Here is a 12,532-nt window from a genome sequence, read left to right on the forward strand (position 1 = left end):
ACAATAGCCATACAACGGCCCAAATCGTGCGGTAAATGCGATCGGGCAAGTCGGGTGGCCGAAGATTCTCGCTGGGAGTTCGCGACATTGGCTGAGTAGCGGAATTGGTCAAAATTCAATCCTGTAGGGTCGAATGGCGGCTACCGAGCACATCGCTTAGCTGCGCACGGTTATGCGTACACAAAATCTGGTCGCGGGGCTCCTCGACCAATCCACGCATAAAGGTCCCGCGTTTGCGCAACAACCGCCTCCCAGCTAAAATCCCTGAGCATCCATTCCCTACCCCGGCGACCCATAGAACGTCGTTCGCTATCTGGGAGCGCAATGGCGGCGCACAGCGCAGATCTTAACGCGTCATCCGTCTGGGGAATCCACCAACCGGCGCGGTTTTCCCGGAGACCTTCCCAAGGGGCACCGTCGCTGCAGATCACAGGCGTTTCCGCAGCCAATGCTTCTGAAATAGTAACACCGAAATTTTCATTCTGAGTCGGTAATACAAAAAGAGCGGCCGAACGATAACAATTCCACTTTTCTTGGCCGTATACCGCGTCGTCGAAGACCAGGTTAGGGATCAAGGCCGCTTCTGCTCTCGCTCGATATCGTTCGGCAGCATCGTCTCGGGGCCCCACGATGCGAAGCGTCCAATCGGGATACTGCGCAGCCACGCCTGGCCACACTCGCAGCAGAGCGTCGATCCCCTTTATCGGGTGGAGGCGCCCGAGGAACAACACTTCTTGTCTACGAACCGAACGACCTGCGAGAGCGGGAAAGTCGACGCCGATAGGCATGATCGCTATCGGCGCATCAATTCCGAACGCCCTCAATTCTTCTGCTTCCTTTTCGCTAGTTGCGTGCCAGCAAGTTGCCGCCGCGGCCGCACGGCGCTGGAAAACCGCCCAAAACGCCATCTTTTTGAATGCCGAAAACCGGAGCGCCTCCCTCCCCAACATTCCGTGGGGGCTGATTACGAGAGGTACATTGGCGGCAACCGCAGCATGCCCGGGATACACGTTGGGCAAGAGCCACATCCCATGGGAGTGAATTAGGTCGGCCTGGCGAGCCTCCATCAACATCGCCTCTCTAAGCGCGCGGCTCGGCCGCATGGCCGCTACCCACGGGCAACCGGAAAAGTCGGTGGCGAAATATTGTCCGGGTACGTCAGGCGCTGGCGCTCCGGTGGATAGCACTATGGCCTCGATATCGCTCCCCGGGAGCAACTCCATCATCCGCTGAAAGTACACGGTTGTGCCTGCTGCTCGTTCGTGCAGCGACGCAATACATTCTACTACTCGCATCCGCTTCATTTCGTTTGCTCAGGCGCTGCAATCAGACGGCCGTCCCCGCTCCCGCCGGAAAGCGCACGTAACGCCTTTAAAAGCAATGCAACGATTATAATAGCCCACACGAAGCGTGATCCCGCGCGCAATGAAAAGACCATTCCACCAACAAGCATCCAAATAACTGGAATAGCGCCGACTAGCTGCGATTTATAAGAGGAAACCTTGAAAATGGTGCGCGATGCGGCAAATGATCCGCACGTCATCGCTGCCAATAGAAATGGCACCAGTATCACGCCTGAATATCCAAACCACAGAATAGATTCAGAATACAGATCCGTATTAATTCCGACCGCATACCGATTTATTCCTAGCAGCCCGTTTAGGCTGCTGTGACTAAAGAATCTATCGGGAAACAGGAATGACGGCGCAGGTGAGTAATACAACGTGAAATCAATTAAATCCTGAAATGACGCGCCAAAGATGCGATCCGACTTCCCTAGCACGACATTCATAGTGTCCAAGCCGGGAAAGGAATTCTGTAAAGACGGCCTAACAACCCGAACGGGGTCAAAACTGAACAACGTCTGCGAGAATGTGCTCCAGAAATACTCAAACGACGGAAAGGCTCGCGCGCTAAACGCAGCCGACAACGCAACGACTGAAGCTAGGCCGAATCCTGCCCCTAGTACACGGTATCCATTGTAAGTCATCGTGGCGGCTGCAATCAGAAAGGGAATGGCGACCATCCGTCCCGCCCCAGCTGCGGGATACAGTGTCGCGGCGAACAAAAGCAGCGCTAAGGGTAAAACTCGGCCAAAGGTTGGCCGGATTGAAACTGCGAATATTCCGGCCAAAAATATGACCAGACTGATACGCATGAAAATTTCGTTGCCGGAGTGCCGAAACGTCAAACGCTCAGTCAACAAGTCGGCCTCTAACCAGACATAGAATAGTGCGTAAGCGCAAGAGCCGAAAACTAGGGCAGACACAATTTTCGGCGGAAGCGTTATGCGCGCCGTGCCGATCAATTCCACCTCCCTATAAAGGCCCAAAAACCGGCGAAATAAAAGAAGTCCAACTGCATACGTAACGCAGTACAGCACGGCAAGGTAGTATAGTTCCGACGAAGGCGGTGTGGATATAAAGAAAGAAAAGTTCAGTACGCCGACCTGCTTCAAAAAAGCAGTTCCCAACGAGCCGAATACCACAATTGCGGTGAACATATATACATAAAGGCGGCTCACTTCGGCAGTCTCCAAATGCCGGGTATCATTTGGCGCCAAACCCAGTAAAGATGGTATTCACTGTTCTTATTAAAATAAGAAAATCCAGCCAATAAGAGAAATTCTTTATGTAGAAGAAATCGTAATGCAGCTTCTCCCGAACGTCGGTAAGATCGGTCACATGCCCTTGATTGACTTGCGCCCATCCAGTAATTCCGGGCCGCACGATGTGGCGATATTCGTAGAACGGTATTTCGCTTAGATACCATCTCGAAAGTGCCAGTGCTTCGGGACGTGGGCCGATTAGACTCATTTCGCCGCGCAAGACGTTGATGAGCTGAGGCAGTTCGTCGATACGGGACCTTCGAAGAAAGTGACCCACTGCGGTGATCCGATCATCGTCTTGACTGGTCATCGCGGTCGCTCGATCGTCGGCTGATGCATCCTGAGTGTACATAGTACGAAACTTTATCACCTCAAATATCTTGCCTCGGAACCCGACGCGCATCTGCCTGAAAAATACCGGGCCTTTTGATTGCAATCTAATCGAGCACGCAACGACAAAAAACAATGGTGCTAACAATAATAACAAAACTACTGCTACTATTATGTCAACAATGCGCTTGGCGGCGGAGTACGCACCTATTACAAGAAGAGAACCAAAATGATTTTCCGAAAGATGATCAATTTGTACTCGGCCGGTAATGGTCTCGATCACCTCAGTGACATGATATACTGGGACGCCGCGCAGGGCTGCTTGAGCAAACACCCGCAGCCATTGAGCGCTGTGATCATAGTGCAAGTCCGCAACAATAGCTACATTGGGGTCCTCGGGGATTGCGGGTTTGTCAGGACGCAAGACCTCGATAGCGCTTGGCAAAACGATATCAGCCGTTCGTCCTCCTTCCACTATGAAATACTTAACTTTCGGAATTAGCCGATCACGCGCTAGCAGGAAACAACCCTGCGCTAAAACTGTCATCACTAAGCTTAATATTAACACAAATATGCTATAGTTAAGACGTAGGATCAGAATGGCAGCGATCGCCGTTCCGTATGATGCCAGAAACACTGGCAAAACATAATGCAGCTGGCCTACGCCGGGATAGTTTCTCAACCGCTTAAGAAAAGCGAAGCTTAATATGATAGCGCCGCATGAAAACAGGAGTGAGACTCCGGCGGAGCGTCCTGGGCTAAAAGCTTCGAGTGGACTTTCTAACGAAAGAAGGTTAGTCGAAACAACGAGTAACAGAGTCGCCAACAGCTCGTTGGCATCAAAGTGGAAAAATATCCCCCTTCGAATCGAGCCGACATCTACCGAATCAAGGCTCGGATCGACGTTGGGATATTTTTTCGTCTTCGTACTCACGGGCTTTAGTTCTCATTCGCGTTGGAATTTCGATTCTGCTTGTCCATGCACCGCCAAGCGATGTCGCACGGTCGAAGCAGCGCGGCCTAAACCGAGACATGATTATATCAGGTTTTCGCTAGCCCGCAGGGCCCCGCCACACACCTGTCTGATCGGGTGTTCCGGATTTGCCTTTCGCTGCGTTCAGGAAGTCGCGGTATGCGCTCTCGATTCCCTGACGAAGCCCGATGCGGTGCCGCCATCCAGTTGCATGTATACGAGAGCTGTCCATCAGCTTACGCGGGGTCCCGTCCGGCTTGCTTGAGTCGTAGCGGATCGTTCCCCTGAACCCGACGACATCCGCTACCAACAACGCCAATGCGGAAATAGAGATATCTTTTCCTGACCCCACATTTATATGCATCTCTTCGGAGTAGTTCTGCATCAAGTGGACACAAGCATTAGCTAAATCATCAACGTGCAAAAACTCGCGCCTCGGCCTTCCCGTTCCCCAGATTTCAAAGACCGCATCCCCTGCTATCTTTGCTTGATGCGCCTTACGGATCAAGGCGGGAAGGACGTGGCTGTTCTGAAGGTCGTAGTTGTCGCCAGGGCCATACAGGTTGGTTGGCATGGCGCAGATGAAATCGCATCCGTGTTGGCGACGGTACGCTTGGGCGAGCCTAATGCCCGCAATTTTGGCGATAGCGTACCACTCATTGGTAGGTTCTAGTGGCCCATTCAGCAACGCATCTTCGCTAATAGGCTGCGGCGACATCTTAGGATAGATGCACGACGAGCCTAGAAACAAGAGCTTCGAGACGCCTGTGCGACGGGCGGCCTCAATGACGTTCGCCTCGATCATCAAATTGTCATATATGAAATCCGCCGGATACGATGTATTGGCTTGGATTCCGCCCACCCGAGCGGCTGCCAAGAACACCGTGTCGGGTTTGTTCTGCTCGAACCAGGTGCAGACTTCCATCTGGTTGACCAGATCCAACTCAGCTCGATCGGCCACCAATATTTCACACGATTCCTCTCGCAGCCTGCGGACGATGGCGGATCCCACCATTCCACGATGTCCGGCGACAAAAGCCCTTTTCCCTGCTAAGCCGAATTTAGCCATTGAAAATCAGGCCCCCGTCCCGATTGGCGCGCTACGCATCACTTCCAAGTCAGCAAGCACCATCTCGCGCGCCAGCTCACGCGCTGACGTCTGGTGTTCCCAGCCGAGTTGCTGTCGCGCCTTAGTAGGATCGCCTATCAACAAATCTACTTCTGTAGGTCGAAAGTAACGTGGGTCAATTTCGATAAGACACTCGCCAGTCCGCACGCAAATTCCTTTTTCTTGTTCCCCTTTTCCTCTCCATTCGAGTTCGATTCCAACGTCCTCAAATGACCACTGTACAAAATCCCGAACCGACGTTGTATGGCCAGTTGCAAGGACATAATCATCGGGCTTGTCCTGCTGAAGCATCATCCACATGCCCCGCACGTATTCTCGGGCATGGCCCCAATCTCGTTTCGCATCGAGATTCCCAAGCCATAATTTGCGCTGGCGTCCGAGCTTAATAGCCGCAGCTGCACGAGTGATCTTGCGGGTGACGAAGGTTTCGCCGCGCAAAGGACTTTCGTGGTTAAACAGAATTCCATTGGAGGCATGCATGCTGTACGCTTCTCGATAATTGACCGCAATCCAGTATGCATACAGCTTTGCCACGCCATACGGTGAGCGCGGATAGAAGGGTGTAGTTTCGCTTTGGGGCACTTCTTGGACGAGACCATAGAGCTCCGAAGTGGATGCCTGGTAAAATCGCGTCCGCGTTTCCAGGCCTAGAATACGGATCGCCTCGAGCAGTCGCAAAGTACCGATCGCATCTGCATTAGCAGTGTATTCTGGAGTCTCGAAACTAACGGCTACATGGCTTTGCGCAGCTAGGTTGTAAATCTCAGTCGGCTGCACTTGCTGTACGATACGAATTAAATTAGTCGAGTCAGTAAGGTCGCCGTAGTGCAGATGAAATCGGGAATTTTGCTCGTGCGGTTCGCGATAAATTCCCTCGATACGTCCGGTGTTGAACGAAGACGAGCGGCGCTTTAGGCCGTGGACTTCGTAGCCCTTATTCAACAGAAACTCGGCTAGATATGCGCCGTCTTGGCCGGTGACCCCGGTAATCAGCGCGATCTTATTGGTGGCCATGTGCCCTCCTTTAAATCTATATGTCCGTAGCATTCATTCCTAGTGCCGCAAGAACAAACATGGGATGCCGTGGAACTCGCGAGCCGGGAGCGGCGCATCTGAGGCGCATATAGCGTTTTCCGTTTGAGTAGCCCCTAGTTTTCTGGGCGCCTTCCGCTTTCAAACTCTGCTGCCGTTCGAACTCGACGGGTGACAGCATCCCGTTCCGGACGTGCTTGCGCACCGGGTTGTAGAACATCTTGATGTAGTCGAATACGTCCTGCCGGGCTTCTTCGTGCGTTTTGTAGGTGCGGCGCCGGATACGTTCGCGCTTCAGCGACCAGAAGAAGCTCTCGACCACAGCATTGTCATGGCAATCAGCCTCGCCGGCTCCTCGAGTGCTCAAAATTGTGCGCCCGGATGAACGCAGCCCAGCCCATGCTGGTAAACTGCGAGCCCTGATCCGAGTGGATCAGCACCTGGTGCTTCGGCTTGCGGCGCCAGATCGCCATGTGCAGGGCCTGCAGCACTACATCGGTGGTCTGCCTGCTCTGCATCGACCATCCGCAGCGCCCGAGCATGGCCCTCAGGCACGGTTCATCATGGTTGACAGTCGTCACTTCACCGAAGAAGGCTGCTGGCTTCATTCATCATCTCTGAGATATGCAGTGTGTTCAAAGATCCTGCCGGTGATTTTGTCCGGCGGCTCCGGTACTCGCTTATGGCCGATGTCGAGGCCGGAACTACCCAAACAATTTCTAGCGCTCACCGATGAGCGCACAATGCTGCAGCTGACTGTCCAGCGTGTGTCCACTTGGCCCGGCTTCGCAGCTCCGTTGATCGTGGCGAGTAGCGAGCACGTGCAGTTAGTCGACGCGCAGCTTGCGGAAATTGGCTTTGGCGAGTCGAAAACGGTACTCGAACCGGTAGCTCGGAATACCGCGCCGGCGATCGCGTTGGCTGCCATAGAAGCCGAAAACGACACCTGTATGTTGGTCATGCCCTCCGATCATGTGATCGGCGATGTGGAGTCCTTTCACAAGGCCATCCGCTCCGCATTACCGCTTGCTGAGGAGGGGTGGCTAATAACGTTTGGCATCGCGCCGGAAGGTCCAGAGACCGGCTACGGTTACATCAAGATTGGTTCTACCCTCGCAGACGGGGTTTGCGAGGCGGACCAATTTATTGAGAAACCTAAGTTAGAGCGGGCGAGGGCTATGCTCGCGGAAGGAGGCTACGCGTGGAACGGAGGCATTTTCCTATTTCGAGCCGATGCCTATCTTGCGGCGCTTGAGAGCAACGCGCCCGCAATCTCGAGAGCAATGCGAGAGGCGATGGCCGGGGCCAGGCGGGAGCACTGGCATATCTACCCTGCCGCAGCTGCATTTCGGCGCTCACCAGCAGATTCCATCGATTGCGCGGTAATGGAAGTGGCAAGCCAAGTCGCGGTTGCCCCTGTCAATATGAAATGGAGTGACGTGGGAAGCTGGGATGCGCTTTATGAAGTCACACCACAAGACGCGGCTGGTAATGTACTAGTGGGGGAGGTTACCGCGCTAGAGAGCAGAAACTGCCTCGTTCGCGCCAAGGGTATGCGGATCGCAATGATGGGTGTCAGTGATCTCACAATTGTTGCTTCTGGAAGCGATATTCTAATTTTGCCGCGCGGTCGTGGGCAGGAAATCAAGCGGCTGGTTCGTCGAGGATCATCATGACGGCGGATCCGTGTCTAGCGGGCGCGCTTTGGCGAGGAGCAGGAAGTGATCTTCCGTCAGACCCATGAGTCGGGTAAGACGGGCGAAACAATCCAAGGTTCCGGCGATGCGTAGGCAACCGCTGTTTCGGCCCCACGTTGAACGCAGCAGGCTGATCGCCGAAGGCGAGCGCTTTCGCGAGGGAGGGGCTTGGAGCTATGTCGGGGTCATGTGCCGGAGCCAGTCCGGAGACGGTTCAGCGATACGAGGTGTTCACCGGTGAGGGCCGTCGGCGGCATTGGTCGCTGGAGGAGAAGCTGTCGCTGGTGGCGCAGATGGCAACGGTCGATAACATCAGCGCACTTGCACGGCGGCATGCGCTTCGGCCATCGCAGCTATTCACCTGGCGATGCCGGGCTGCCGACCGAGGCACTGGTCGCGCAGGTGCTGGTCAGTAAATACGCCGAGCCGCGTTTCTGGTAAGCTGGACACCCGCAAAAACCATGATGTGATGGGCGAAAGCAGCGATCGGTGGTCAGAAGGCCTATTGCCGGCGCCCTCCCGAGAGCTTCGGGACCATTTCTTCGTGTTTCGGGGCGCTATGCCTGGATTGCAGGCGGACTCATCGTGTCGGCATCCGCTTTTCGTGGAAGATCAGGCGGTCGAAATTATAGGCAAAGTTGGCGAGCGTCATTTTCGCTTCGGCGCGCTTGGGACAGATGGTGCGAATGAACAGTCCGTAGCGGTTCTTCTGATGAGCGAACACGTGCTCGACCTTTGCGCGGACGGCAGACTTTGCAGCATTGGCTCGCGGCATCGGCTTGCTCTTCGGCTTGCGACGATGAATGCGGCTGGTCATCGTCCCGTCGGCCAGCCATGTCTCGTTGCGGCGCGAGCGATAGGCGCTGTCGGCCCAGACCTCGCTGCTGGTGTTGTTCGGATTGATCACGTAGCGCAGCATTCTACCGTCGGCGGCCGCCGCGCTGGTCACCGTCGCTGCGCGGATAAAGCCATAGCGGCGATCGATGCTGACATGGGGTTTTATAGCCGAACACCGGCAGCGCGATCCTCGACAGCGGCGTACCGTCCGGGCGATAGCGCACCTTACCACCGACTTTCACCGTCCAGCGGGCATCGGTGTCCTTCTGCGCGGCCTTGTGCGGATCGTCGGACCATATCTCGCGTGCGGACTGGCCCGCCTTATCAACCGGCGCGGGATATTGACCCCCGATCGGCGCCCAACATTGACCCCGCTGCTTTGATTCTCCCGATGGACGTAAGAAACGTCGGCATGGGTGTGTGGCGGCGGAGGGCGTAGCCCGGAGCCGGCGCGCACCCATGCCGATTGCATCTTTTCGCCGTCAGGCGGCTTCGCGGCTCTTGAACCACCAGCTCTCGTTGCCAGTCTCAACGATGTCGCAGTGATGGGTCAGCCGATCGAGCAGCGCGGTGGTCATTTTCGCGTCGCCGAACACGCTGGGCCATTCGCCGAACGCGAGGTTGGTGGTGACCACGATCGAGGTCTGCTCGTAAAGGCGGCTGACCAGGTGGAACAGTAGCTGCCCGCCCGACAGCGCGAACGGCAGATAGCCGAGCTCGTCGAGGATCACGAGATCGAGCCGCGAGAGATGCTCGGCGATCCGACCGGCACGACCGGCGCGGGTCTCGGCTTCGAGCCGGTTCACCAGATCGATGGTGTTGTAATATCGGATCCTGGCGCCGGTGCGCACGCAGGAACGGCCGATCGCGATGGCGATGGGTCTTTCCCGTGCCAGTCCCGCCGACCAGCACGGCGTTGCGCTGGCTGGCGAGGAACGCGCCGGTGGCAAGATCGCGGACCAGCCCTTCGTTGATCGGCATCGCGGTAAAATCGAAGCCGGTAATGTCTTTGGCCAGCGGCAGCTTGGCGATCGTCATCTGGTATTTGATCGAGCGCGCCCGCTTTTCGTCGATCTCGGCTTTCAGCAGATCACCGACCACGCGGCCGGGGGCGTGCTGTCGCTTCACCGCATCGGTGATCACCTCGTCATAGGCATGCCGCATGTCGGCAAGCTTCAGCGTGCCCATCATCTCCAGGATCTCGGGGCGTTCCATAAACACTCCTCAGGCTGTCGTACTGGGCGCAGTCGGCAACCGGCTCATGGACAAGCCCCAGCGCCTCGGGCGTGGCGATGGTCAGCGGTGCCGATGGCTCGCGCTGACGGGTCAGGATGTTGAGCACGACGTCGCGGCTGACCGTACCGCCCGCCAGTGCCTCGGCGCAGGCGGCCTCGACCGCATCAAGTCCATCGGTCGTTACCGCGCTCAGGATGCCGACCATCTGGCGATCACCATTGGCATGACTGCCGAGGCGTCGCCGTACCGGCTCGATCGCGGGCGGAAGTGGCCAGTCCTTGAACGGTGCGCCGTTGCGCAACGCGCCGGGCTTCCTCGCCAACACGGGCACGTAATGCCAGGGATCATAGATCGTCTGGTCGCGCCCGAGCCGGCGAACATGCTCGCCGACGACCTCGCCGTCCTGGCGAATGACGACCCGATCGGCATAGGCGTGGATCTCGACCGGTCGCCCGGCCGCTGCGGCATGCACCGAGTATTTGTTGTAATCGAACCGCACCAGCAGCGTCTTCGATACCGACGCCGGCAGCGCATGGAAGCCATCGAACGGCCCGCGATAGGCGATCAGCGCGGGGCGGTCAGCCGCCTCGAACACCTCCCAGACGGTGCGATCCTTCAACTCGGGATGTGCCGCCTGCTTCGATCGCGCGACGTGCGCGCGGCCAGCCACTCGCCGCCAAGGTTCCGCACGGCCACTGGCGCACACTGACCTTTCTCGCGGCACTCCGCTGCGACCGGATCGACGCGCCGCTTGTGCTCGATGGTCCGATTAACGGCCACCGCTTCACCGCTTATGTCGAGCAGTTCCTGCTGCCCACTCTCTCGCCTGGCGCCATGGTCATCATGTACAATCTCGGCAGCCACAAGGGCAAGGCGGTGCGCCAACTCATCCGATCAGCCGGCGCCAGGCTGCTGTTCTTGCCGCCCTACAGTCCGGATCTGAACCCCATCGAGCAGGTCTTTGCCAAGCTCAAGACCCTGCTGCGCAAAGCCGACCCACGCTCGGTCGAGGCCACCTGGCGTCAGATCGGCTCGCTCCTCGACTCCTTCCCGCCACACGAATGCGCCAACTACCTCCGCAATAGCGGATACGCTCCATGTTGAATGGATCAAACTCTAATGGCGCAGCTTCAGGCCGAGGGTCGCCACTAAGCGCACGGCTATATCCTTGTATGCCTGCCGCGCGTGATGAATTTCGACGCCTGTTTTCGGTAAGTTGAGGAGAATGAGCGTCGTCATTAAAATGTCTACTACCAATAACGCGAGCGCGGATCCCGTAGGTCCCATTGAACGGGCGAGGCCCATCTCCAGGGGGATAGCAAAGGCCGCGAGTAAGAGGTAATAGTAGGAAAAAGCGGACTGACGGTTGAGCGCAACTAGCAAGCTTGAAATCGGCAGCCAAATCGCGGTGAGTAATATACTCAACGCCATTAACCCGATCATGGGCAGGGGAGCGTCGATCCTTCCGTTTGTCCAGATAGAGATCATGCGAGGCCCCCATGCGGCCAACAATACGCAAAAAGGGGTCACCAGCAATATGCTTAACGCTAACAGCAAAACGAGGAGTTTGCTCTTCACGTCCGACTGGTTTTTTGCGGCAGCGGCAGAGAACTCGGGCATTACAGTAGTCGCTACAAGTTGCGCCGCCTGCAACCCAATCCGTGATAGCGTCCGCGCCGCGGTAAAAATTGGAACGGCGGCTGCGCCGGCAGCCAATCCCAAGGTCACCGTAGCGCCTTGAGAAAGCAGCATTTGCGACGCAGGTATCGCCATAGCTGCCCCGGCTGGTTTAGCAAGTGCCGTAATGCGGGCCCAGTCCGGCTGACTGCGAAGATTGGCGAGCCACGGCAGCCTTCGCCGCAGCAGAATGTTTTGCGCAATTGAACCGATGACCCTGCCCAGCGCAAGCGCCACTGCTGCAATAGCCGGGCCTCCGCCTAGCAATACCGACATGATCAAGGCTAAGTTCTCTGTCAAATAGATCGCGGTATGCATCAACACGCCAACGTGCATTTGGCCGTCGGAACGCAGCCCGGCGAAGGAAATCGAGTTTTGGAGGCAGGCCACGCCGTATATAACCAAAGCTACTATCGAGAGCCGGACTTCCAACGTGGAATATCCCGGGACGGTAGCGATCCATCTCTGGGGTAGCGCCAAACTTACCGCTGCAGCAATCAGAATCGTTGCAGCGCCTATAGTCAGCATCGCTCGTTGTGTGGTAGCGAACGTCTTTGCAGCACCCCTTCTGTCGTCGCGTGCCACGTCCATTGCCATCGATGTTCCAGCGGCGGTCGCAAAGCCAAGGTCGCTGAAAGCTAAGATTGCTGGGACAGCTGATAGCATTAGCCAGAGACCATATACCGCCTTGCCCCAGTAAAAGGTGAGAACAGGGACTAGCGCAAGTTGGAGGCAGAGTATTACAGCCTTGTCGAATGTGACTGCACCAATTCCTCTAATGAGCCGTCTTCTGAGCATCGGCGCTCTATGCATGACGAACACTGCACGGTAAAGTGAACGTTTGGCCTGTTGCCGGTTTGGTGGACACCGAGATGAGGTGGTTTCACCTATCGGAGGATATCAATGCCAAAAAGGAAGTTCTCCCGCGAGTTCAAGCTGGAGCCCCGCAAGAACCTCCCAAAATTCGCCGGCTCATCGCAAAGTTCATATTCGTGGCGCAGAACCATCCCGCC

The 12,532-nt window shown here is 56.4% G+C and carries 8 protein-coding genes and 4 pseudogenes; 2 read left to right on the forward strand and 10 right to left on the reverse strand.

What is annotated here, in order from left to right; all coding sequences use genetic code 11:
• Positions 1-170 precede the first annotated feature (170 nt).
• The 6 genes and pseudogenes from RPR59_RS00515 to RPR59_RS00540 form a co-directional block, all read right to left on the reverse strand.
• Positions 171-1,304 carry a glycosyltransferase gene (locus RPR59_RS00515; protein ID WP_313915570.1) on the reverse strand — a complete coding sequence of 378 codons (1,134 nt, stop codon included), beginning with the start codon at positions 1,302-1,304 and terminating at the stop codon, positions 171-173.
• Positions 1,301-2,524: a hypothetical protein gene (locus tag RPR59_RS00520; RefSeq protein WP_313915572.1), complete on the reverse strand. Its 1,224-nt coding sequence runs from the start codon at positions 2,522-2,524 to the stop codon at positions 1,301-1,303. The genes RPR59_RS00515 and RPR59_RS00520 overlap by 4 nt, the downstream gene beginning before the upstream one ends.
• 25 nt (positions 2,525-2,549) lie before the next feature.
• Positions 2,550-3,872, reverse strand: a complete 1,323-nt coding sequence (locus RPR59_RS00525; RefSeq protein ID WP_313915574.1) for an exopolysaccharide biosynthesis polyprenyl glycosylphosphotransferase — start codon at positions 3,870-3,872, stop codon at positions 2,550-2,552.
• A 118-nt stretch (positions 3,873-3,990) separates the two neighbouring features.
• Positions 3,991-4,980 (reverse strand): GDP-L-fucose synthase, encoded by a 990-nt coding sequence (gene fcl / locus RPR59_RS00530; RefSeq protein ID WP_313915576.1) that lies wholly within the window; start codon positions 4,978-4,980, stop codon positions 3,991-3,993.
• A 6-nt stretch (positions 4,981-4,986) separates the two neighbouring features.
• A complete protein-coding gene (gene gmd / locus RPR59_RS00535; protein WP_313915578.1) occupies positions 4,987-6,054 on the reverse strand; it encodes a GDP-mannose 4,6-dehydratase in 1,068 nt (355 codons plus the stop codon).
• 151 nt (positions 6,055-6,205) lie between these two features.
• Positions 6,206-6,599 (reverse strand): annotated as a pseudogene (locus RPR59_RS00540) (DDE-type integrase/transposase/recombinase); the annotation flags it as partial.
• Positions 6,600-6,761: 162 nt separating this feature from the next.
• On the opposite strand from RPR59_RS00540, the gene RPR59_RS00545 reads away from it, so the two are divergent.
• Entirely contained in the window at positions 6,762-7,748 is a 987-nt protein-coding gene (locus RPR59_RS00545) for a mannose-1-phosphate guanylyltransferase (RefSeq protein ID WP_313918562.1), read from the forward strand.
• A 601-nt stretch (positions 7,749-8,349) separates the two neighbouring features.
• Here RPR59_RS00545 and RPR59_RS00550 read toward each other — a convergent pair.
• The 3 genes and pseudogenes from RPR59_RS00550 to RPR59_RS00560 all read right to left on the reverse strand — a co-directional run.
• Positions 8,350-8,838 carry a transposase gene (locus RPR59_RS00550; protein WP_313915580.1) on the reverse strand — a complete coding sequence of 163 codons (489 nt, stop codon included), beginning with the start codon at positions 8,836-8,838 and terminating at the stop codon, positions 8,350-8,352.
• Positions 8,839-9,088: 250 nt separating this feature from the next.
• Positions 9,089-9,821 (reverse strand): annotated as a pseudogene (gene istB / locus RPR59_RS00555) (IS21-like element helper ATPase IstB).
• Positions 9,754-10,494: pseudogene (locus RPR59_RS00560) on the reverse strand (Mu transposase domain-containing protein); the annotation flags it as partial. The pseudogenes istB and RPR59_RS00560, both read right to left, overlap by 68 nt.
• 5 nt (positions 10,495-10,499) lie before the next feature.
• Here RPR59_RS00560 and RPR59_RS00565 point away from each other — a divergent pair.
• A pseudogene (locus RPR59_RS00565) lies at positions 10,500-10,946 on the forward strand (IS630 family transposase); the annotation flags it as partial.
• A 12-nt stretch (positions 10,947-10,958) separates the two neighbouring features.
• Here RPR59_RS00565 and RPR59_RS00570 read toward each other — a convergent pair.
• Complete coding sequence (locus RPR59_RS00570; protein ID WP_313915583.1) at positions 10,959-12,116, reverse strand: MATE family efflux transporter; 1,158 nt, start codon at positions 12,114-12,116, stop codon at positions 10,959-10,961.
• Positions 12,117-12,532: the final 416 nt, after the last annotated feature.

Origin of the sequence: Stakelama saccharophila, assembly GCF_032229225.1 — a bacterium.
GTDB classification, from domain to species: domain Bacteria; phylum Pseudomonadota; class Alphaproteobacteria; order Sphingomonadales; family Sphingomonadaceae; genus Sphingomonas; species Sphingomonas saccharophila.

Bases quoted from the DNA above. Each gene is read 5' to 3' on its own strand.
- fcl (WP_313915576.1), bottom strand. From the start codon at position 4,980: ATGGCTAAATTCGGCTTAGCAGGGAAAAGGGCTTTTGTCGCCGGACAT.
- RPR59_RS00515 (WP_313915570.1), bottom strand. From the start codon at position 1,304: ATGAAGCGGATGCGAGTAGTAGAATGTATTGCGTCGCTGCACGAACGA.
- RPR59_RS00545 (WP_313918562.1), top strand. From the start codon at position 6,762: ATGTCGAGGCCGGAACTACCCAAACAATTTCTAGCGCTCACCGATGAG.
- RPR59_RS00570 (WP_313915583.1), bottom strand. From the start codon at position 12,116: ATGGCAATGGACGTGGCACGCGACGACAGAAGGGGTGCTGCAAAGACG.
- gmd (WP_313915578.1), bottom strand. From the start codon at position 6,054: ATGGCCACCAATAAGATCGCGCTGATTACCGGGGTCACCGGCCAAGAC.